20 protein-coding genes and 1 other RNA gene are annotated in these 21,667 nt (G+C 56.4%); 12 read left to right on the top strand and 9 right to left on the bottom strand.

Annotated features, from left to right (window positions below; translation table 11 throughout):
* Nucleotides 1–2: 2 nt before the first annotated feature.
* The gene (locus ACE3MN_RS03910) at nt 3–428 is read right to left on the bottom strand and encodes a PPC domain-containing DNA-binding protein (RefSeq protein ID WP_024358639.1); all 426 of its coding nucleotides are present in this window, start codon (nt 426–428) and stop codon (nt 3–5) included.
* A 377-nt stretch (nt 429–805) separates the two neighbouring features.
* Between ACE3MN_RS03910 and epd the strand changes: the two genes are divergently transcribed.
* From epd to srsR, 7 genes are all read left to right on the top strand, one after another.
* Nucleotides 806–1,825, top strand: coding sequence for an erythrose-4-phosphate dehydrogenase (gene epd / locus ACE3MN_RS03915; protein ID WP_102650111.1), 1,020 nt, complete (start codon nt 806–808; stop codon nt 1,823–1,825).
* 51 nt (nt 1,826–1,876) lie between these two features.
* A complete protein-coding gene (gene pgk / locus ACE3MN_RS03920; RefSeq protein WP_004125049.1) occupies nt 1,877–3,040 on the top strand; it encodes a phosphoglycerate kinase in 1,164 nt (387 codons plus the stop codon).
* Between the two features lie 97 nt (nt 3,041–3,137).
* On the top strand, nt 3,138–4,217 hold the full coding sequence (gene fbaA, locus ACE3MN_RS03925; protein WP_004125043.1) for a class II fructose-bisphosphate aldolase: 1,080 nt from the start codon (nt 3,138–3,140) through the stop codon (nt 4,215–4,217).
* A 188-nt stretch (nt 4,218–4,405) separates the two neighbouring features.
* Entirely contained in the window at nt 4,406–5,263 is an 858-nt protein-coding gene (locus ACE3MN_RS03930; protein WP_024358637.1) for a small-conductance mechanosensitive channel MscS, read from the top strand.
* A gap of 148 nt (nt 5,264–5,411) precedes the next feature.
* Entirely contained in the window at nt 5,412–6,047 is a 636-nt protein-coding gene (gene argO / locus ACE3MN_RS03935; RefSeq protein WP_024358636.1) for an arginine exporter ArgO, read from the top strand.
* Nucleotides 6,048–6,137: 90 nt separating this feature from the next.
* A complete protein-coding gene (locus ACE3MN_RS03940) occupies nt 6,138–6,905 on the top strand; it encodes an oxidative stress defense protein (RefSeq protein ID WP_004133562.1) in 768 nt (255 codons plus the stop codon).
* A gap of 121 nt (nt 6,906–7,026) precedes the next feature.
* Nucleotides 7,027–7,923, top strand: a complete 897-nt coding sequence (gene srsR / locus ACE3MN_RS03945; protein WP_004133564.1) for a LysR family transcriptional regulator SrsR — start codon at nt 7,027–7,029, stop codon at nt 7,921–7,923.
* Here srsR and ACE3MN_RS03950 read toward each other — a convergent pair.
* The 5 genes from ACE3MN_RS03950 to argP form a co-directional block, all read right to left on the bottom strand.
* Nucleotides 7,920–9,386, bottom strand: a complete 1,467-nt coding sequence (locus ACE3MN_RS03950) for an acetyl-CoA hydrolase/transferase family protein (RefSeq protein ID WP_075210875.1) — start codon at nt 9,384–9,386, stop codon at nt 7,920–7,922. The two genes, srsR and ACE3MN_RS03950, sit on opposite strands and share 4 nt — an antisense overlap.
* Before the next feature lie 24 nt (nt 9,387–9,410).
* Nucleotides 9,411–10,196, bottom strand: a complete 786-nt coding sequence (scpB, locus tag ACE3MN_RS03955; RefSeq protein ID WP_004133567.1) for a methylmalonyl-CoA decarboxylase — start codon at nt 10,194–10,196, stop codon at nt 9,411–9,413.
* Between the two features lie 10 nt (nt 10,197–10,206).
* Nucleotides 10,207–11,202: a methylmalonyl Co-A mutase-associated GTPase MeaB gene (gene meaB, locus ACE3MN_RS03960; RefSeq protein ID WP_049087332.1), complete on the bottom strand. Its 996-nt coding sequence runs from the start codon at nt 11,200–11,202 to the stop codon at nt 10,207–10,209.
* Nucleotides 11,195–13,339, bottom strand: a complete 2,145-nt coding sequence (gene scpA / locus ACE3MN_RS03965; RefSeq protein ID WP_004133570.1) for a methylmalonyl-CoA mutase — start codon at nt 13,337–13,339, stop codon at nt 11,195–11,197. Before scpA ends, meaB begins: the two co-directional genes overlap by 8 nt.
* A 198-nt stretch (nt 13,340–13,537) precedes the next feature.
* On the bottom strand, nt 13,538–14,431 hold the full coding sequence (gene argP / locus ACE3MN_RS03970) for a DNA-binding transcriptional regulator ArgP (RefSeq protein ID WP_004105608.1): 894 nt from the start codon (nt 14,429–14,431) through the stop codon (nt 13,538–13,540).
* A gap of 169 nt (nt 14,432–14,600) precedes the next feature.
* Here argP and rpiA point away from each other — a divergent pair, with 169 nt between their 5' ends.
* Together rpiA and serA are read left to right on the top strand one after the other, a co-directional pair.
* Entirely contained in the window at nt 14,601–15,260 is a 660-nt protein-coding gene (gene rpiA / locus ACE3MN_RS03975) for a ribose-5-phosphate isomerase RpiA (protein WP_004125006.1), read from the top strand.
* A 269-nt stretch (nt 15,261–15,529) separates the two neighbouring features.
* On the top strand, nt 15,530–16,762 hold the full coding sequence (gene serA / locus ACE3MN_RS03980) for a phosphoglycerate dehydrogenase (RefSeq protein ID WP_004105602.1): 1,233 nt from the start codon (nt 15,530–15,532) through the stop codon (nt 16,760–16,762).
* A gap of 377 nt (nt 16,763–17,139) precedes the next feature.
* On the opposite strand, the gene ACE3MN_RS03985 is transcribed toward serA, so the two are convergent.
* The 3 genes from ACE3MN_RS03985 to zapA form a co-directional block, all read right to left on the bottom strand.
* Complete coding sequence (locus ACE3MN_RS03985; RefSeq protein ID WP_049131292.1) at nt 17,140–17,736, bottom strand: 5-formyltetrahydrofolate cyclo-ligase; 597 nt, start codon at nt 17,734–17,736, stop codon at nt 17,140–17,142.
* Nucleotides 17,737–17,838: 102 nt separating this feature from the next.
* Nucleotides 17,839–18,022: non-coding RNA, 6S RNA (ssrS, locus tag ACE3MN_RS03990), on the bottom strand.
* Between the two features lie 41 nt (nt 18,023–18,063).
* The gene (gene zapA / locus ACE3MN_RS03995) at nt 18,064–18,393 is read right to left on the bottom strand and encodes a cell division protein ZapA (RefSeq protein ID WP_004105598.1); all 330 of its coding nucleotides are present in this window, start codon (nt 18,391–18,393) and stop codon (nt 18,064–18,066) included.
* A 165-nt stretch (nt 18,394–18,558) separates the two neighbouring features.
* Between zapA and ACE3MN_RS04000 the strand changes: the two genes are divergently transcribed.
* Genes ACE3MN_RS04000 through ubiH form a run of 3 tightly spaced genes read left to right on the top strand, consistent with a single transcriptional unit; the run spans nt 18,559 to nt 21,657 of the window.
* On the top strand, nt 18,559–19,137 hold the full coding sequence (locus ACE3MN_RS04000) for a YecA family protein (protein ID WP_004133578.1): 579 nt from the start codon (nt 18,559–18,561) through the stop codon (nt 19,135–19,137).
* Between the two features lie 28 nt (nt 19,138–19,165).
* On the top strand, nt 19,166–20,482 hold the full coding sequence (gene pepP, locus ACE3MN_RS04005; protein ID WP_024358630.1) for a Xaa-Pro aminopeptidase: 1,317 nt from the start codon (nt 19,166–19,168) through the stop codon (nt 20,480–20,482).
* Entirely contained in the window at nt 20,479–21,657 is a 1,179-nt protein-coding gene (gene ubiH / locus ACE3MN_RS04010; RefSeq protein ID WP_102650112.1) for a 2-octaprenyl-6-methoxyphenyl hydroxylase, read from the top strand. The genes pepP and ubiH overlap by 4 nt, the downstream gene beginning before the upstream one ends.
* Nucleotides 21,658–21,667 lie beyond the last annotated feature (10 nt).

Consider the following 21,667-nt stretch of genomic DNA (forward strand, 5'->3'; position numbering starts at 1 on the left):
CGTTAGCGGGATGAAATGACCAATTCGTCATAGCCGGACACCGCACACGGCTGACGGCTAAACGCCACGGAGGTCAGTTCGCCGATCACCAGCTCAAGGGTGGTGCGGACGGTACAGCCGGGCATCATATGGCCGCCGAGCATGGCGCCTTGCGGATCGGATAGGGATAAATGGAGATGTTCTCCGGCTAATTCCAGCGTGCCATTCAGAGAAATCACCTCATATATTCCGTTCAATAAGGCGGTTTGATCCTGACCGGCAAAGCGTAACGCTACGTTGCTTAGGCTGCCGGTGCAGCCAGCTATCCAGCCGGCCTGAATATGGTGTTGCTGCACAAACGCGCGCAGGCGGGAAAAAACCTCCTCGCCCGGAAGTAAGCGAAGCGCATAGTAACGTGCCGCAGAGGGCTGAATGTGGGGAATTGTCATGATTTTAGAGGGACTCCGAAACTCGGACGTAACGGTAATAATATCGCCGCTCTTCAGTATAGTTTCTGATATAAATCAGTATTAGCGGTCCGGCAACGAAAAGATATTGCTACGCTTATTCGTCATTCTGGAATATGGAATAAATTCCCCAGCAGATAGCGTGAAAGTGTGATGTAAGTCAGATAAATGCTTTCTCCAGCTGGACAATCATTCCTTTTATTCCTTGTTTGGCTTATTCTAGCTGAAGCGTTTCAGTCGTCTAAATGTTCGACAATTAATCAATCAGTCGCAGTTTGCGACAGGTAAGGTTTCCCTTAGAGCGTTGCTGCATTACTCTGTCAGCCACCTCTTATCATGGACAGCCTTGCAGGAGACCTATGACCATACGCATTGCGATTAATGGCTTCGGTCGCATCGGGCGTAACGTGGTTCGTGCTTTGTATGAATCCGGGCGTCGTGCGGAAATTACCGTGGTGGCAATCAATGAACTGGCGGATGCTGCCGGCATCGCGCATTTATTGAAATATGACACCAGCCATGGGCGCTTTGCCTGGGATGTGCGTCAGGAGAGAGAGCAGCTGTTTGTTGGCGATGATGCCATCCGTCTGCTGCATGAACCTTCCCTTGAGGCGTTGCCCTGGCGGGAACTGGCGGTTGATGTGGTACTTGACTGTACCGGCGTTTACGGCAGCCGCGAACATGGCGAAGCCCATCTTCAGGCCGGCGCCAGGAAAGTGCTTTTTTCACATCCTGGCGGCAACGATCTCGACGCGACGATCGTTTTTGGTGTAAACCATGACGAATTAAGAACCGAGCACCGTATCGTCTCCAACGCCTCCTGCACCACCAACTGCATTATTCCGGTCATTAAGCTGTTAGATGATGCCTATGGCATTGAGTCGGGTACGGTAACGACGATCCACTCATCAATGAACGATCAGCAGGTCATTGATTCCTGGCATCCGGATTTACGCCGGACGCGAGCGGCCAGCCAGTCGATCATCCCGGTTGATACTAAGCTTGCTGCGGGGATCACGCGTATTTTCCCTCAGTTTAACGATCGTTTTGAAGCGATTGCGGTCCGGGTACCGACGATTAATGTGACGGCAATCGACCTTAGCGTCACGGTGAAAAAACCGGTAAAAGCAAGTGAAGTCAACCAGTTGCTGCAAAAAGCAGCGCAGGGTGTATTTCATGGTATAGTTGACTATACGGAATTGCCGTTAGTCTCGATAGATTTCAACCACGATCCCCATAGCGCCATCGTCGATGGCACGCAAACGCGGGTAAGTGGCGCGCATTTGATCAAAACGCTGGTCTGGTGCGATAACGAATGGGGCTTTGCTAACCGGATGCTCGACACCACGTTAGCGATGGCCGCACAAGGTTTCAGGTAAGGCGCGCAGGCGCCTGCAAAACTTTATCAAGAATCAACGAGAGGATTCACCATGTCTGTAATTAAGATGACCGATCTGGATCTGGCTGGTAAACGCGTTTTTATCCGTGCGGATCTGAACGTACCGGTTAAAGAAGGGAAAGTAACCAGCGACGCGCGTATCCGCGCTTCTCTGCCGACCATCGAACTGGCCCTGAAGCAGGGTGCGAAAGTGATGGTCACTTCCCACCTGGGTCGTCCTACCGAAGGCGAGTACAACGAAGAATTCTCTCTGCTGCCGGTTGTTAACTACCTGAAAGACAAACTGTCTAACCCGGTACGTCTGGTTAAAGATTACCTGGACGGCGTAGAAGTCGCTGCCGGTGAGCTGGTGGTTCTGGAAAACGTTCGCTTTAACAAAGGCGAGAAGAAAGACGACGAAGCGCTGTCGAAAAAATACGCTGCGCTGTGCGATGTATTCGTCATGGACGCGTTCGGTACCGCTCACCGCGCGCAGGCTTCTACTCACGGTATCGGCAAATTCGCTGACGTCGCTTGCGCAGGTCCGCTGCTGGCCGCTGAGCTGGACGCCCTGGGTAAAGCGCTGAAAGAACCGGCCCGTCCGATGGTCGCTATCGTGGGCGGTTCTAAAGTTTCCACTAAGCTGACCGTTCTGGATTCCCTGTCTAAAATCGCTGACCAGCTGATCGTTGGCGGCGGCATCGCCAACACCTTCGTTGCCGCTCAGGGCCACAACGTGGGTAAATCCCTGTACGAAGCCGATCTGGTTGACGAAGCGAAACGTCTGCTGACGACCTGCGATATCCCGGTTCCGACTGACGTTCGCGTGGCAACCGAGTTCTCTGAAACCGCAACCGCGACCCTGAAATCTGTTAACGACATCAAAGATGAAGAGCAGATTCTGGACCTGGGCGATGCTTCCGCAGAGAAACTGGCTGAAATCCTGAAAAATGCGAAAACCATCCTGTGGAACGGCCCGGTCGGCGTGTTCGAATTCCCGAACTTCCGCAAAGGGACTGAAATCGTGGCTAACGCCATCGCAGACAGCGAAGCGTTCTCTATCGCCGGCGGCGGCGACACTCTGGCAGCAATCGACCTGTTCGGCATTGCTGACAAAATCTCCTACATCTCCACTGGCGGCGGCGCATTCCTCGAATTCGTGGAAGGTAAAGTTCTGCCGGCAGTAGCTATGCTCGAAGAGCGCGCTAAGCAGTAATTCAGTTCAGGCGGGGAGACCCGCCTGTTTTTCAGCGCGCGTAAAAGCTCGCGAACCTTCTTCAACGGTCGAAGATACAGATACAGGACTACGTAACATGTCTAAAATTTTTGATTTCGTAAAACCGGGCGTCATCACTGGCGACGACGTTCAGAAAGTGTTCCAGGTCGCTAAAGAAAACCAATTTGCTCTGCCAGCGGTAAACTGCGTGGGTACTGATTCCATCAACGCCGTTCTGGAAGCAGCTGCAAAAGTTCGTTCTCCGGTTATCGTTCAGTTCTCTAACGGCGGCGCTGCGTTCATCGCGGGTAAAGGCGTGAAAACTGACGTTCCTCAGGGCGCAGCCATCCTGGGCGCTATCTCTGGCGCGCATCACGTTCATCAGATGGCTGAGCACTACGGTGTTCCGGTTATCCTGCACACCGACCACTGCGCGAAGAAACTGCTGCCGTGGATCGATGGTCTGCTGGACGCCGGTGAAAAACACTTCGCTGCAACCGGCAAACCGCTGTTCTCTTCTCACATGATCGACCTGTCTGAAGAGTCCCTGCACGAAAACATCGAGATCTGTTCTAAGTACCTGGCGCGTATGGCCAAAATGGACATGACTCTGGAAATCGAACTGGGCTGCACCGGCGGCGAAGAAGACGGCGTGGACAACAGCCACATGGACGCTTCTGCGCTGTACACCCAGCCGGAAGACGTTGATTACGCGTACACCGAGCTGAGCAAAATCAGCCCGCGTTTCACCATCGCCGCTTCCTTCGGTAACGTACACGGCGTTTACAAGCCGGGCAACGTAGTACTGACCCCGACTATCCTGCGCGACTCTCAGGAATACGTTTCTAAGAAACACAACCTGCCGCACAACAGCCTGAACTTCGTATTCCACGGTGGTTCCGGTTCTTCCGCTCAGGAAATCAAAGACTCCGTAAGCTACGGCGTGATCAAAATGAACATCGATACCGATACCCAATGGGCAACCTGGGACGGTATCCTGCAGTACTACAAAACTAACGAAGCTTACCTGCAGGGCCAGCTGGGCAACCCGAAAGGCGAAGACCAGCCGAACAAGAAATACTACGATCCGCGCGTATGGCTGCGCGCTGCACAGACTTCCATGGTGACGCGTCTGGAGCAGGCATTTAAAGAGCTGAACGCGATCGACGTTCTGTAAGAAAATTTCGTTTCTTACCCGGAAGCCCGCAGAAATGCGGGCTTTTTTATTATCTGAACAATATGAAATGTTGCTAAATAAATGTGATCAATTTGGCAAAACGCACTGTTATTGTTTACCCTTAACCAGGCTGACATTACAGGTTTGGTTATTTTATTTCCCGTCCGGGTATCCATAAGGAAAGTTGAATGGAAGATTTGAACGTTGTCGATAGCATAAATAACGCCGGTTCATGGCTGGTGCGCAATCAGGCATTACTGCTGAGCTATGCCGTCAACATCGTCGCGGCTCTCGCGATTATTATTGTCGGTTTGATCGTGGCGCGCATTGTTTCCAATACTGTGAATCGCCTGATGCGGGCGCGGCATATTGATGCCACCGTTGCCGATTTTCTTTCTGCGCTGGTGCGCTATGCCGTTATTGCTTTTACGCTGATAGCCGCTCTGGGCCGCGTGGGCGTGCAAACCGCCTCGGTCATTGCCGTCCTCGGCGCCGCGGGTTTAGCCGTTGGTCTGGCGCTGCAGGGCTCGCTGTCTAACCTTGCCGCTGGCGTTCTGCTGGTGGTCTTCCGCCCGTTCCGCGCCGGTGAATACGTTGACCTTGGCGGCATCGCGGGAACCGTGCTGAATGTGCAGATATTCTCCACGACCCTGCGCAGCGCGGATGGCAAAATCGTGGTGGTGCCGAACGGCAAAATCATCGCCGGGAATATCATCAACTTCTCCCGCGAGCCAGTGCGCCGCAACGAGTTTATCATCGGCGTGGCCTACGATGCTGATATCGATAAAGTGAAGCAGCTGCTCACCAATATTATCGAATCGGATGAACGTATCCTCAAAGATCGTGAAATGACCGTTCGTCTGAATGAACTGGGCGCGTCATCGGTGAACTACGTGGTACGCGTATGGAGTAAAAGCAGCGATCTGCAAAGCGTTTACTGGGATGTTCTGGAGCGCATTAAGCGCGACTTTGACGCCAACGGCATCGGCTTCCCGTATCCGCAGATGGATGTGCATGTGATTCGTCCGCAGGAAAAAGCAGAGTAGTTTCCCCTCTAAAAGGCCGGTACGCCCGGCTTTTTTTCGAATCTGATCATTAGATTGGCTTATTAATGATTAATATTTTAAATTTCCTCTAATGATATTTGCGAGCTATATTCCCCGGCATTGACTCTTTCAGTGGAAATCACTCCCCATGTTATCTTATTACTTTCAGGGCCTTGCTCTGGGAGCGGCCATGATTTTGCCGCTTGGCCCGCAAAACGCCTTTGTGATGAATCAGGGCATTCGCCGTCAGTACCATCTGATGATCGCGCTGCTGTGCGCCATCAGCGATCTGCTGCTGATCTGCGCCGGGATTTTTGGCGGCAGCGCGCTGCTGATGCAGTCGCCGTGGCTGCTGGCGCTGGTGACCTGGGGCGGCGTCGTTTTTTTATTGTGGTACGGTTTTGGCGCGCTGAAAACGGCTTTTAGCAGCAATCTGGAGCTGGCCAGCGCGGAAGTGATGAAGCAGGGGCGCTGGAAAATTATCGTCACCATGCTGGCGGTGACCTGGCTGAATCCCCACGTCTATCTGGATACGTTTGTGGTTCTTGGTAGTCTCGGCGGCCAGCTGGCGATGGAGCCAAAGCGCTGGTTTGCGTTAGGCACCATCAGCGCGTCGTTCTTATGGTTCTTTGGCCTGGCCCTGCTGGCCGCCTGGCTGGCCCCGCGCCTGCGTACGGCGAAGGCGCAGCGAATAATTAACATGCTGGTGGGTCTGGTGATGTGGATCATTGCTCTGCAACTGGCGAAAGATGGCCTGGCCCACGTGCAGGCGCTGCTTAACTAAGCCTTGTCCGATGGACTTTCTCCGCGTAAGCGCTAAGCTTGCTGGCATGCGTCTGTGTATAGACGACCAATGTAATATGGAGAAACGACAGTGAAGTTAAAAGTCATGGCCCTGGCGGCGGCACTCGGATTTAGCGCAATGGCAGCTCAGGCAAATGAGTTGCCGAACGGCCCACATATTGTCACTTCAGGTACCGCCAGCGTTGCGGCGGTTCCTGATATCGCTACGCTGGCGATTGAAGTTAACGTCTCCGCGAAAGACGCAGCATCCGCTAAAAAACAGGCCGATGAGCGCGTGGCCCAGTATCTCTCCTTCCTGGAGAAGAGCGGTATTGCGAAGAAAGACATTAACTCTGCCAACCTGCGTACCCAGCCTGATTACGACTATCAGAACGGCAAAAGCATTCTTAAGGGCTACCGCGCGGTGCGTAGCGTTGAAGTGACGCTGCGCCAGCTGGATAAGCTCAACGGTCTGTTAGATGGCGCGCTTAAAGCCGGTCTGAATGAGATCCGTTCCGTCTCACTGGGCGTGGCGCAGCCGGACGCTTATAAAGATAAAGCGCGTAAAGCGGCGATTGATGATGCCATTCACCAGGCTCAGGAGCTGGCTACCGGCTTCCACGGCAAACTGGGGCCCGTCTATAGCGTTCGCTATCATGTCTCCAACTACCAGCCAAGCCCGATGGTGCGGATGATGAAAGCCGATGCGGCGCCGGTTTCTGCCCAGGAAACCTACGAGCAGGCGACCATTCAGTTTGATGACCAGGTGGACGTGGTGTTTGAGCTGCAGTCGACCCAGCCTGCGCCAGCAGCTGCGGAGCCGGCGAAACCCGCCGAACAACCCAAAGCGGCGCAGTAATCCTATCGCCCGGCCTTCGCGCCGGGCTTTTTTCTGTGACTATCTGTAAAAGTGAGAGCGCGACACAAGTCTTTTCCCTGAATGAGGTAAGGATATATCCCTGTTCTACTATGAGGTGAGCATGGATATCTTTATTTCGAAAAAGATGCGCAATTTCATTTTGTTGGCGCAGACTAACAACATCGCCAGAGCGGCGGAAAAAATTCATATGACCGCGTCTCCCTTCGGCAAAAGCATTGCTGCGCTCGAGGATCGGATAGGCTATACGCTATTTACCCGCAAAGATAACAGCATCAGCCTCAATAAAGCGGGGCAGGAGCTCTATCAGAAGCTGTTTCCCATTTATCAGCGCTTATCGGCCATCGATAACGAAATTCACTTTTCCGCGCGCCGCTCGCGCAACGTTGTTATCGGCATCGATAATACCTATCCGACGATTATTTTCGATCAGCTCATCAGCCTGGGCGATAAATACGATGGGGTGACCACCCAGGCCGTGGAGTTCAGCGAGAACGGGGTGATTGATAATCTGTTCGACCGTCAGCTCGATTTTATTATCTCGCCGCAGCACGTTTCGGCCCGCGTGCAGGAGCTGGAAAATTTGACCATTAGCGAACTCGCGCCGCTGCGGCTTGGGTTTCTGGTTTCCCGCCGTTATGAAGATAGGCCGCCGCAGGAACTTTTACGTGAGCTGCCCTGGCTGCAGATGCGCTTCCAGAACCGGGCCAATTTTGAGGCGATGCTGGACGCGTATATGCGCCCCAGCGGGATCAACCCGACGATTATCTATCGTCCCTACAGCTTTATGGCCAAAATTAGCGCCGTAGAGCGGGGGCAGTTTTTGACGGTTATTCCCTACTTCGCCTGGCGTCTGGTCAACCCGGCGAAGCTGAAGTACTTCGATGCGCCCGGCAGCGCGATGTATATGCAGGAGTATCTCTATTCGCTGAAAAACCATCGCTATACCGCCACGATGCTTCAGCACATTACGGAAGATCGCGACGGTACGGAGGGCTAGCCGAGCATGGAGCCGTGCTCAAGCAGATTACGATGCAGGTCGAACGCGTGGGTGAGGTCGTGATGAATATGCCCGCCGGGCGCGTTATCCAGGTAGCGGTGTAAATAGTCCCGATAGAGCGGGTGCGCGCAGTTATCAATGATGACGCGGGCGCGTTGCAGCGGCGATAGCCCGCGCAGGTCGGCGATCCCCTGCTCGGTCACGATCACCTTCACGCTGTGCTCGCTGTGATCGACGTGGCTGCACATCGGCACGATGGTGGAGATTTTCCCCTCTTTGGCGATGGAGGGGGCCATAAAGATGGAGAGCCAGGCGTTGCGCTCAAAATCGCCGCTGCCGCCGATACCGTTCATCAGATTCACCCCGGCCACGTGGGTGGAATTGGCGTGGCCGTAGATATCAAACTCCAGCCCCACGTTGAGGGCGATAACCCCGAGGCGGCGGATAATTTCTGGATTATTGGAGATCTCCTGCGGGCGCAGGACAATACGGCTGGCGAAGAAATCCATATTGTCGTAAATCTTGCGCAAAGCATCGGCGGATACCGTCAGGCTGGAGGCGCTGACGCCGGTAATTTTCCCGCTTTCCAGCAGATGGACCACCGACTCCTGCAATACCTCCGAATACATCATAAAAGCGGGAATATCCGGATTCTCACCCAGCCGCGCCATGACCGCGTTATTGATATTGCCCACGCCGCTTTGCAGCGGCAGAAATTCAGGCGGGATGCGCCCGCGAGCCATCTCATCCAGCAGAAAGGTGACCACGTTATCGGCGATTTGCTGGCACACGGGATTGATTTTATCAAGCGCGTTGCCGGCGTCGGGCAGTTCGGTCTCCACGACCGCGACAATCTTTTGCGGATCGATTTGCACGTACCGGCTGCCCACGCGATCCATGGTATGAAAGATGGCGATGCTGTTGCGCCGCGGCGGCGCGCCGGGGATCATGATATCAGCCAGCTCGGCGACGCGCGGATTGTGGTAGTGATTCAGCTCGATGATCACTTTCTTCGCCCGCAGCAGCCAGGTTGGGGCGTTGCCGATGCCGCTGGTGAGCCAGACCCGTCCATCCGGCGCGAGCGCCGAGGCTTCGATCACCGCGACATCAATCTCGCCAAAGAAGCCGTAGTTGACCATTTGCGCCACTTCGCTCAGGTGCAGGTCGACAAAATTCACCTTCCCCTGGTTGATTTTTTGCCGCAGGCCGGAGGCGGTCTGATACGGCGCGCGCCACGAGACGGCATCGGCCGCCGAGAGCGCATCATCGGCGGCAGCGCTGATGGAGGCGCCGGTCAGCAGGCGGATCTGGAATGGCTGCTGCGCCTGATGTAATTCACCGGCGCGGCGAGCGATGGCCGCGGGCAGCGCTTTAGGCGAACCGGCGGGCGTGAACCCGCTGAACGCCACCATCTGGTCATGCTGGATAATCTCCGCCGCTTCATCGGCGCTCATCCGTTTCATTTTGCACTCCTTAACCCGGCGTGATTAATGGCCGACGAACTCAGGTTTACGTTTTTCCATAAACGCGCTCATGCCTTCCTGATAATCCTCGCTGTCGTAGACGGCGCGGCGCATCCCCTGAATACGTTCGAACTCATCGGAATTCATGGTGTGCGCTTCGCCAAGCACGCGCAGCTCTTCCTTAATGACCGCAATCGCCAGCGGCGCCTTCTCGGAGATGTGGTGCGCCATCTGTAAGGTAAAATCCTCCAGTTCGTCGGCGTCCACCACATGATTGAGAATACCGACCGCCAGCGCGCGCTGGGCGGTAATCGGCAGGGCGGTGAAAATCAGCTCTTTGACGATGTGAAAACCGGCGTCGCGGGTCAGGTTGTGAATGCCGACCAGATTGTAGGGCACGCCGAGATTCACCGGCGTCATGGAGAAAGTGGACGTGCTGGCGGCGATGATCAGATCGGAACTCATGATCATCTCAAACGCGCCGCCCCAGACGCTTCCTTCGACCATGGAGATCACCGGTTTCGGATATTTTTGGATCATGCGGGTGATCTGACGCAGCGGATCGTCATAGGAGAGCGGATCGCGGCGCCCACCGGGCAGTTCATGGATATCATGGCCGGCGGAGAAGACTTTTGCGCCCCCGGGCGCGCGTAAAATAACGCAGCGTATTTCCGGCCGGTTGAGGTCGCTCAGCGCCTGCATCAGATCGTCGATGAACACCTTGCTTAAGGCGTTGAGCTTGCGGCTATAGTTGAACTCAATGACCGCAACCTTCCGGATAATTTCGACATTAACATATTGATAAGACATAAATATCCTTTTACGCAAAGTAATGATTCTGAAGGAATTCGCTAATCTGCCGCAGGCCGGTGCGCGGCGAGAGGCCGTTGTTTTTCACCGCCTGTAGCGTTTGCTGGAAGTAGCGCTCGAAGTCGGTTCGGGCAAACAGCAGGTGCAGCGCCTCGGTTTCGGTCTGCTTTTGCAGCCACTCCAGCGCCTGGCGCTGGCGCAGTTTTTCAAGATCGCCGCTGTCAGTCAGGGTTGTTTTGAAATCCAGAACAGCGAGCCAGATGGCTTCGATGCCGCGCCGCTCCAGCGCGCTACAGCTCAAAACGCGCGGCTGCCACGCGGCGTGCTTGCGGCGCAGAATATGCAGGGCGGATTCATACATATGCCGGGTGATGGCGACGCTGGCGCGGTTCTCGCCATCATCCTTATTGATGACGACGATATCCGCCATCTCCATGATCCCTTTCTTGATGCCCTGCAGATCGTCACCGCCGCCGGCGATCTGCAGCGAGATAAAGCAGTCCACCAGGCGGGATACCTCCGTTTCCGACTGGCCGACGCCGACGGTTTCGACAATCACCACGTCGTAGCCCGCCGCTTCGCACAGCAGTATCAGCTCCCGCGCGCGCAGGCTGGTGCCGCCGAGATGGCCGCTGGAGGGCACCGGGCGGATAAAGGCCGAATCCGATCGCGCCAGGTCGATCATGCGCGTTTTGTCGCCAAGGATGCTGCCGCCGCTGACCGGGCTGCTCGGATCGACCGCGATCACCGCAACCCGCAGGCCATGGCGAATCAGCAGCATGCCGAAGGCTTCCAGAAAGGTACTCTTTCCGGCTCCCGGCGTGCCGGTGACGCCGAGGCGCAGGGCGTTGCCGGTGAAGGGCATAATCGCATCCAGCAGCTGGGCGCTCAGCGCCTGGTGGCGAGGATGCTGACTCTCTACCAGCGTCATGGCCTGGGCGAGCGTGGCCCGCTCGCCCAAACGTAATCGCCGAACGGCGTCGCTCAGGGTGGATGAGTTAATCATGATGCTGGCTAATCCTCGTCAGGACGTCGCGCACGCTCTCCAGCATCGGCGTGCCGGGGCCGTAAATGGCGGCCACGCCGCGCGCCTGCAGAAAGGCGTAATCCTGCGGCGGGATGACGCCGCCGGCGATGACGCAGATATCTTCCCGCCCCCATTTTTTCAGCGCGGCGACCAGTTCGGGGATCAGGGTTTTGTGGCCTGCCGCCAGCGATGAGGCGCCAACCACGTGCACGTCGTTTTCTATCGCCAGACGAGCAATCTCTTCCGGCGTGGAAAACATCGGGCTCAGGTCAACGTCGAAGCCGAGATCGGAATAGGCGCTGGCGATCACCTTGGCGCCGCGATCGTGGCCATCCTGGCCCATTTTGGCGATCAGAATGCGCGGGCGGCGGCCGTTATCCATCAGGAACCGTTCGGTTTGCGCAACGATGGCGTCAAATTCGCCGGCGGCTGTGTCTGACTGATGGTAGCTTTGCGCAATCACGCCGGTGACGCACTGGCTGGGTACCAGATAGCGGTCAAACGCCGCCTCCAGCGCGTCGGAGATTTCCCCCAGGGTGGCGCGAACGCGGGCGGCGTTGATCGCGGCGGCCAGCAGATTTTCATGATGCTGCGCGGCGTGGGTGAGGGCGTTCAGCGCGGCTTTTACCGTCACATCGTCACGCTGAGCGCGGATTTTTTCCAGCGAGGCGATCTGCTCGTTGCGCACCTTGACGTTGTCGATCTCCAGCACCGCCGTTTCATCCTCTTTTTCCAGCTTGTACTTATTAACGCCGACGATGACGCGCTTGCCCTGATCGATCAGCGACTGTTCGCGGGCGGAGGCCTCTTCGATCATCCGTTTCGGCAGCCCGGCCTCGATCGCCTTAGCCATTCCGCCCGCCTCGGCGATCTGTTGAATAATGGCCCGCGCCTGCTTGACGATTTGATCGGTCAGCGACTCCACATAATACGATCCGGCCAGCGGATCCACGGTGCGGCAGATCTCCGACTCCTCCTGAATGATGATCTGCGTATTACGCGCGATGCGGGCGGAAAAGTCGGTGGGCAAGCCGAGCGCCTCGTCAAAGGCGTTGGTGTGCAGCGACTGGGTGCCGCCAAGCGTGGCGCCGAGGGCTTCGATGGTGGTACGGATCACGTTGTTATACGGATCCTGCTCGGTGAGGCTCCAGCCGGAGGTCTGGCAGTGGGTGCGCAGGGCTAAGGATTTCGGATTGGTGGCGCCGAAGCCGCTCACCGCTTCGCTCCACAGGTAGCGTGCGGCGCGCAGCATCGCAACGTTCATAAACAGATCCATGCCGATGCCGAAGAAAAACGACAGGCGCGGAGCGAAGTCGTCAATTTTCAGCCCGGCGCAGAGCGCGGCCTTGATATATTCGATACCGTCCGCCAGCGTAAAGGCGACCTGCTGCACGCAGTTAGCCCCCGCCTCACCCATGTGGTAGCCGCTGATGCTGATGGTGTTAAAGCGCGGCATGTAGTCCGAACACCAGGCAATGATGTCGGCGATAATGCGCATGGAGGGCTTCGGCGGATAAATGTAGGTGTTACGGCACAGGTACTCTTTCAGAATATCGTTCTGGATTGTCCCGGTGAGCTGCTCCGACGCAACCCCTTGTTCTTCCGCCGCGACGATATAAAACGCCATCACCGGTAGCACCGCGCCGTTCATGGTCATCGACACGGACATCTTATCCAGCGGGATCCGATCGAACAGAATTTTCATATCTTCGACGGTATCGATCGCCACGCCCGCTTTACCGACGTCGCCCGCCACGCGCGGGTTATCGGAGTCATAGCCCCGATGGGTCGCGAGGTCGAAGGCGACGGAAAGCCCTTTCTGCCCGGCGGCGAGGTTGCGGCGATAGAAGGCGTTGGACTCTTTGGCGGTAGAGAAACCGGCGTACTGGCGGATGGTCCACGGCTGTGCGGTGTACATGGTGGCGCGCGGGCCGCGAACGTAAGGCGGCAGGCCGGGCAGGGTGCCGGTCACTTCCAGATTATCAAGATCGGCTTCGGTATACAGCGGCTTAACGGCAATGCCCTCTGCCGTCTGTTTGACCAGGTCGTCGACGGTTTTTTCTCGCCGGCTAAGCTCTTTGTTGGCGAGCGTTTGCCACTCCTGCAACTCAGACATGTTGTGCTCCGTATTCGCAATAAAATGGGGTATTGCGAATACGGTGAGCTTTTTCATCGGCCCTGTCGCCAGCAAAAAACAGCCATCGATGCGTCGTTTTTTGCCGGATAGAATGTTTTATTTTGTGATGTATTTCAAAGATATGAGAAGAGGATAGTGGGTCACACGGGCCGGATGACTCCGGCCTGCTTGCGGGGGTTAATCTTGCCTCAACACCTTGTGGCCGTAATCGATCAGCGCATCGGTCACCCGGCGCATCATGCGGCTTTCCGGCGCAAAACGGTGCCAGTAGAGCATCCGGCGCTGGAACAGGCCCGGCGTGAGGTTGATAAGCTCGCCGCTGTTCAGCTCTCTTTCAATTTGCAGATGCGGGATCATACAGCAGGTCGTTCCCTGGCGGGCCAGCTGCACGAAGGCTTCAGACGAGTTGACGATATGGCAGGGCACGCTGCCCGGCGGCAAATCGAAGTTCTGCTGCAAAAAGGCCTGATGCATATCATCGAGATGATCGAATGCCACCACCGGCGCTTTCAACAGCGCCGAGCGGGTCACCCCATTAGGGAAATAGCGTTGGGCAAACTCCTTCGAGGCGACGAACAGATAGTCGAGGGCGCCGAGCTGATCGACCAGGCAGCTTGGCAATGCCTGCGGCTGGATACTGACCGCGCCGACCACTTCACCGCGGCGCAGGCGTTCCTGGGTCCGGGTCTCGTCTTCCACCTGCAGGTTCAGGCGAATCGGGGAGTCGGAAAGCACGCTTGAGAGCGCGGGCAGCAGCCAGGTGGCCAGACTGTCGGCGTTGACCGCCAGCGATAGCAGCAGCGGCGTGGAGCCGGTTTGCTCATCGCCCAGCCACTCCTCTTCCAGCAGCTCAACCTGACGCAGCAGGGCCAGCAGCTTTTGCCCCTGTTCGGTGGGACGCGGCGGTACGGTTCGCACCAGCAGCGGTTGTCCAAACATGTTTTCCAGCTGTTTGATGCGCTGAGAGACGGCGGACTGCGTAATACAAAGCTTCTGCGCGGCGCGCTCAAACCCTCGTTCCCTGATTACCGCGTCCAGCGCCTGTAGTGTTCTGTAGTCCGGTCGTTTCATTGCTCTGGCGTGCCCCCTAATACTTTTCGTTAACTCGCACTATGACATAAATTTGTTTTTGATGAAGATGAAAAATTGGCGACTGCGTTGTGTGATCGTCGTCGCAGGGACAATGGCACCCCGGATGTTCTATAATGCGCCACAGGAATTCACATCTCGGACCATAATCATGACGCAAGATGAACTGAAAAAAGCAGTAGGCTGGGCGGCATTGCAGTATGTACAACCGGGCACCATCGTTGGGGTCGGCACGGGCTCGACGGCGGCGCACTTTATTGATGCGCTGGGTACCATGAAAGGGCAGATTGAAGGAGCGGTTTCCAGCTCCGACGCCTCTACTGAAAAACTGAAAAGCCTCGGTATTACGGTTTTTGATCTGAACAGCGTTGACCGTCTTGGTATTTATGTGGACGGCGCTGATGAAATCAACGGCCATATGCAGATGATCAAGGGCGGCGGCGCCGCGCTGACGCGCGAGAAAATTATCGCCTCGGTCGCCGATAAATTTATCTGCATCGCCGATGCTTCCAAGCAGGTGGATATTTTAGGTAAATTCCCGCTGCCGGTAGAGGTGATTCCGATGGCGCGCAGCGCCGTAGCGCGTCAGCTGGTTAAGCTGGGCGGCCGTCCGGAGTATCGTCAGGGCGTCGTGACCGATAACGGTAACGTGATCCTCGATGTGTTTGGTCTGGAAATTCTGGACGCTATTGCGCTGGAAAATACCATTAACGGTATTCCGGGCGTCGTGACCGTCGGCCTGTTTGCGAATCGCGGTGCGGACGTCGCGCTGATTGGTACCGCTGATGGTGTAAAAACTATCACTAAATAGTCTGATCCGAGGGAGCGAATCGCTCCCTCGCAAATATTTTTTCTCCAGGCCTATTTTGGTGACTTCTGTCACATTTATGCGCCTTGTCTCAGTAACAATCTACCTTTCTTTTACTTTCTGGTGTTTTGTCCTGCTATTTCCCGCTGATTGATATTTCTTCAGGATGCCGACGCAAACGTTCATATTGCCGCAATAGTTTTTTTTGATATGTTGCTGAGAAGAACTTTCGTTCCGCACGACATCAGTTAAGACAAAAACAGGACGGGGAAATGGCTAAGGTATCACTGGAAAAAGACAAGATTAAATTTCTGCTGGTTGAAGGTGTGCACCAAAAAGCGGTGGACAGCCTCCGCGCAGCGGGCTACACCAATATCGAATTTCATAAAGGCGCGCTGGATAGCGAAGAGCTGAAAGCGTCCATCCGTGATGCCCATTTCATCGGCCTGCGTTCCCGTACTCATCTGACGGAAGAGATCTTCGCGGCGGCGGAGAAGCTGGTCGCGGTCGGCTGCTTCTGTATCGGCACCAACCAGGTTGATTTAAACGCGGCGGCAAAACGCGGTATCCCGGTGTTTAACGCCCCGTTCTCCAATACCCGTTCCGTTGCTGAACTGGTAATCGGCGAGCTGCTGCTTATGCTGCGCGGCGTACCGGCGGCAAACGCTAAAGCGCACCGCGGCGTATGGAACAAGCTGGCGGTCGGCAGCTTTGAAGCGCGCGGTAAAAAGCTGGGTATCATCGGCTATGGTCATATCGGCACGCAGCTGGGGATTCTGGCTGAATCGCTGGGGATGCACGTCTATTTCTACGATATTGAAAGCAAGCTGCCGTTAGGTAACGCGACTCAGGTCCAGCATCTTTCTGATTTGTTGAACATGAGCGATGTGGTGAGCCTGCACGTGCCGGAAAACGCCTCGACGAAGAACATGATCGGCGCGGAAGAGCTGGCGCTGATGAAGCCCGGCGCTCTGCTGATCAACGCCTCTCGCGGCACCGTGGTGGATATCCCGGCGCTGTGCGATGCGCTGGCGAGCAAGCACCTGGCGGGCGCGGCGATCGACGTATTCCCGACCGAGCCGGCCACCAACAGCGATCCGTTCAACTCTCCGCTGTGCGAGTTCGACAACGTTATCCTGACCCCACACATTGGCGGCTCAACTCAGGAAGCGCAGGAGAACATCGGCCTGGAAGTGGCGGGCAAGCTGGCGAAATACTCGGATAATGGTTCAACGCTCTCTGCGGTTAACTTCCCGGAAGTGTCGCTGCCGCTGCACGGCGGGCGCCGTCTGCTGCATATCCATGAAAACCGTCCGGGCGTTCTGACCGCGATTAACCAGATTTTCGCCGCGCAGGGCATTAACATCGCGGCGCAGTATCTGCAGACCACTCCGCAAATGGGCTACGTGGTCATTGATATCGAAGCCGAAGAAGATGTGGCGCAGGCTGCGCTGCAGGCGATGAAGGCTATTCCTGGCACCATCCGCGCCCGTCTGCTGTTCTAACTCCTTTTATGCCAGCGGGCAGGTCATCGACCTGCCCCTTTTCTCCTGATAGACCCTTCTGCAATTTCCCGTCGCCACCCAAACGCTTTGCGAGGCTTGCCGCAAACGACGATTAAAACCGTCGGATGTCGTTGTGCCTGAAAGAAAGGGATTTACGATAAAGACTCAGCGTGGGGCTGAAACGGGAAAGCCCCTACCGAGGCAGGGGCTCTAAAAGGAAAGGGACGATGATGAGACTCTTCATCATGCTGCTTATCCTGTTAATCATCGCCTGGCCAGCATATTAACAGAGAGAATGCAGGAGGGAGGTTCGCCTCCCTCACCCTTTACCCAGGAATTTAGGTGAAAAAATCAGCAATGTCAATTGTTCGGACGTTTTACCAGAGCCAGGTTTTTGACGGCGTGATGACCGCAGGCAGCGGGATATCCCACTGCTCCGTCGGCAGCGCGTCGACCTGCTGGCAATCATGGGCGTAGCCGACCGGCTGCAGGCGATGCTGCCGCCAGTTTTGCAGCGTCCGGTCGTAAAATCCGCCGCCCATTCCCAGACGCTGTCCGGCGGCATCAAACGCGACCAGCGGCGTAACCAGTACATCCAGCTGGCTAAGCGGGAGAACATCGCGCACGTCGAGCTTCGGTTCGCGGATTTTCAGGCGATTCACCACCAGATCGCTGCTCGGGTGGTAGTGGAGAAACAGAAGATTGCCGGGGCTGAACGGATGCAGCACGGGGAGATACACCCGTTTGCCCGCCCGCCAGAGCTGATCAATCAGCGGCCGCGTATCCAGCTCGCCATCAAACGACAGAAATACCGCGACCGTATGCGCGAGCAGAACCGGCGGGTACGCCATCATTCTGTCCGCCGCCAGGAGGGCGAACTGCGTTTGCTGCTCCGGCGTTAACGCGCGTCGGCGCAGGCGGATCTGCTGGCGAATTTGCTGTCTGGTATAGGGGGGATCTGACAGTAGAGTCATACCTGAGTCTCATCGGTAAGCAAACGATACAAACAGGCGTAGTTTAATACACGATGGCAAAAGCCGAAAATTAACTTAGAGGGGATGAAACGAAAAAGGAAGGGAATCTCCGAGATGCCGCCGCAGGCTGTAACCCTTGAACCCTTGGTTCAAGGTGAATGTGTCGTCACAGTTTTAAGGCTTCTCGGACGGGCCGAGCATGCTCACCAACCGTGGAGCGCCACATTCTTGTGGTATGAAATATCGGCTCAGGGGACTGGCCCGCTTGCAAACATCTCAGAGAAATTTTGTTCTTGCAATTACTCTAACACAGTTAAATGCAAAGTGTTATTCAAACTTCTGCCCGGGTCTTTCGCTTATGCGACCTTGCTCAAGCAACGCTTGTTCGATGGTCTGCTGAAGCATCCGAATACGCTGCTCCATGCTGGCGGCGTAGTCGCGGGTTTTCGCTTTTTCCTGAGTCAACTCATAGCTGATGTTCAACGCGGCGATGAAGACCAGCTGCTCAGTATTTGTGACTCTAGTGCGTTCTTTTAAATCTTGCAACCGCTGATTCAGGTCGTCAGCTGCCTGGTTTAAGGCATCCCTTTGTTCAGGCGGGCAATTCACTCGTAGTGAACGGCCAAAAATTTGGAGATCTACGGGTTGTGCAGACATGCCACCTTCCTGCTGATTGACTGCGCGGCCTTCACGCCCTGGGAGGGTCTGCGAAGGGGCGACACTATAGCTACCCTGGTTTTAAGATACAAGCCCTATTCTGGTTCACCAGGGTCCAAAGTGGTAGCATATCATGAATATTCCTCCCAACGATGACGAATGCGCATGTCTATACAGAACGAAATGCCTGGCTACAACGCTGTAGACCAGTTACTGAACCAACAAGGGGTGGGATTAACCCCTGCCGAAATGCACGGTTTGATCAGCGGGATCCTGTGCGGCGGCAACAAAGACAGCAGCTGGCAGCCGTTGGTGCACGATCTGACCAACGAAGGTTTGGCCTTTGGTCACGAGCTGGCGCAGGCGCTGCGTAACATGCATTCCGCCACTAGCGATTCGCTGGAGGATGACGGTTTCTTATTCCAGCTCTACCTGCCGGATGGCGACGAGGTGAGCGTGTTCGATCGCGCCGATGCGCTGGCGGGTTGGGTAAACCATTTCCTGCTGGGGCTGGGCGTGACGCAGCCCAAGCTGGATAAAGTCAAAGACGAAACCGGCGAAGCTATCGACGACCTGCGCAATATTGCTCAGCTTGGGTATGACGAAGACGAGGATCAGGAAGAGCTCGAAATGTCTCTGGAGGAGATTATCGAATACGTACGCGTTGCCGCGCTACTGTGTCACGACACCTTCTCTCTTCAGAAACCCACTGCGCCGGAAGTGCAAAAGCCGACGCTACATTAATTATTCATTAAATCGTTCAGGGGGCGTCATGACTCAGCAGGAATTTCTCTCTCGTCGCCAGGCTCTACTGGCGCAGATGCAGCCGGGCAGCGCAGCGCTTATTTTCGCCGCGCCGGAAGCGGTACGCAGCGCAGATTCGGAATATCCCTACCGGCAGAGCAGCGACTTTTGGTACTTCACCGGCTTTAATGAGCCCGAAGCGCTGCTGGTATTGATTAAAAGCGATGAGACGCATAACCACAGCGTGTTGTTTAACCGCGTGCGCGATCTGACCGCTGAAATCTGGTTTGGCCGCCGCCTTGGGCAGGAAGCTGCCCCCGCGAAGCTGGGCGTCGATCGCGCGCTGGCGTTTAGTGAAATTAATCAGCAGCTGTTCCAGCTCCTTAACGGCCTCGACGCTATCTACTTTGCGCAAGGCGAATATGCCTACGCCGACGAAATTGTGTTTAACGCGCTGGAAAAACTGCGCAAAGGCGTGCGGCAGAATCTGCAGGCGCCGAACTCGGTCATTGACTGGCGGCCGATGGTGCATGAGATGCGCCTGTTTAAGTCGCCAGAAGAGCTGGCGGTGATGCGCCGCGCAGGTGAGATTTCCGCGCTGGCCCACACCCGCGCTATGGAAAAATGCCGTCCTGGAATGTTCGAATATCATCTGGAAGGCGAGATCCTCCATGAGTTCAACCGTCACGGCGCGCGCTTCCCTTCTTATAACACTATCGTGGGCGGCGGCGAAAATGGCTGCATCCTGCACTACACCGAAAACGAATGCGAGCTGCGCGACGGCGATCTGGTGTTGATTGACGCAGGCTGCGAATACCGCGGCTACGCGGGCGATATCACCCGAACCTTCCCGGTTAACGGCAAGTTCAGCCCGGCGCAGCGCGAGATTTACGACATCGTCCTTGAATCTCTGGAAACCTCACTGAAGCTCTATCGCCCCGGAACCTCGATCAACGAGGTTAACCAGCAGGTGGTGCGGATTATGATTACCGGCCTCGTGCGCCTGGGGATCCTGAAAGGCGAAATTGATGAGCTGATTGCTAATAACGCCCATCGTCCTTTCTTTATGCATGGCCTGAGCCACTGGCTGGGGCTCGACGTGCATGATGTCGGCAGCTATGACGTTGAACGTTCGCGTATTCTCGAACCGGGAATGGTGCTGACCGTTGAGCCCGGGCTGTATATCGCCACGGATGCTGACGTTCCGGCCCAGTACCGCGGCATTGGCATTCGTATTGAAGACGACATTGTCATTACCGAGGACGGCAACGAGAACCTCACCGCCGGGGTAGTGAAAAAGGCTGATGATATTGAGGCGCTGATGGCGGCGGCGCGCCAGCTATGATCGTCCTGATCGTTGGCGGCGGAATGACCGGCGCGACGCTGGCGTTAGCGATATCTCGCTTAACCGGCGGTAAGCTGCCGGTGCATCTGGTTGAAGCATCCGCGCCGGAGTCCGCGCAGCATCCGGGCTTCGACGCGCGCGCCATCGCCCTGGCCGCCGGTACCTGCCAGCAGCTGGCGCGCGTGGATATCTGGCAAGAGATAGCCGACTGCGCCACGGCCATTCGGCGCGTGCACGTTAGCGATCGCGGCCATGCGGGGTTTGTCACCCTCGAGGCTGAGGACTATGGGCTGGCGGCGCTGGGTCAGGTGGTTGAGCTGCACGATGTCGGCCAGCGCCTGTTTGCGCAACTGCGTAAAGCGCCGGGCGTGACGCTGCACTGCCCGGCCAGGGTAGAAAATGTCAGCCGCAGCGAAGAGAGCGTGAGCCTGCAGCTGGATAACGGCGAAACGCTCCGCGGTAAGCTGCTGGTCGCCGCCGACGGTTCGCGCTCCACTCTGGGAGCCCGCTGTGGTATCAGCTGGCAGCAGCAACCCTATGAACAGCTGGCGATTATCGCTAACGTTAGTACCGCTCAGCCGCATAGCGGGCGCGCATTTGAACGCTTTACCCCACACGGCCCGCTGGCGATGCTGCCCATGTCGCAGGGCCGCTGCTCGCTGGTGTGGTGTCATTCGCAGTCGCGGCACGAAGAGGTTCTGAGCTGGTCGGATGAACGCTTCTGTCATGAACTTCAGCAGGCGTTTGGCTGGCGTCTTGGCCGGATCGTTCAGGCCGGAAAGCGCAGCGTCTATCCGCTGTCGCTGACCTCGGCTGCCCGCACGGTTGCGCATCGGCTGGCATTGGTCGGCAACGCGGCGCAAACGCTGCATCCTATCGCCGGACAGGGGTTTAACCTCGGTCTGCGGGACGTGATGAGCCTGGCGGAAATGCTGGCGCAGGCGCATGCTGACGAAGAGGATCCGGGTAGCTATTCGCTTTTAAGTCGCTATCAGGCCCGGCGCGCCGAAGATAAGGCCGCCACTATCGGCGTCACCGACGGGCTGGTGCATCTGTTTGCCAATCGCTGGGCGCCGCTGGTGGCGGGGCGCAACCTGGGCCTGATGGCGATGGAATTATTTACCCCGGCGCGCGATGCGCTGGCGCAGCGTACCCTCGGTTGGGTTCCCCGTTAAGGAGTGAAAC

Source organism: Klebsiella grimontii (genome assembly GCF_042137965.1).
GTDB classification, from domain to species: Bacteria; Pseudomonadota; Gammaproteobacteria; order Enterobacterales; family Enterobacteriaceae; genus Klebsiella; species Klebsiella grimontii.